This is a genomic window from Pantoea sp. GbtcB22 (assembly GCF_019091025.1).
Taxonomy (GTDB): domain Bacteria; phylum Pseudomonadota; class Gammaproteobacteria; order Enterobacterales; family Enterobacteriaceae; genus Pantoea; species Pantoea leporis.
In genome coordinates, this window is the sequence record NZ_JAGXKB010000991.1 from 1 (window position 1) to 231 (window position 231).

At 57.6% G+C, this 231-nt stretch carries 1 protein-coding gene; it reads left to right on the forward strand.

The genetic code is table 11. From position 1 onward, the window contains the following. Window positions 1–231 (forward strand): hypothetical protein (locus tag KVT28_RS27275; RefSeq protein ID WP_217551474.1); only part of this gene is annotated, 231 nt, incomplete at both ends.

The window sequence follows — 231 nt, forward strand, 5'->3', positions numbered from 1 at the left end:
GTGCCCGATCCGGCACCCAACTCCAAACGGGTAAAAGTGCTGCAGCTGATTAATGCGTACCGCTCCCGCGGCCATCAGCATGCATACCTCGATCCGCTTGGCCTGTGGAAACAGGGCACGGTAGCCGACCTCGATCCGGCTTATCACGATCTGACCCACGCCGATTTTCAGGAAAGCTTTACCGTAGGCTCTTTTGCTACCGGCACAGAGACCATGAAGCTGGCGGATCTG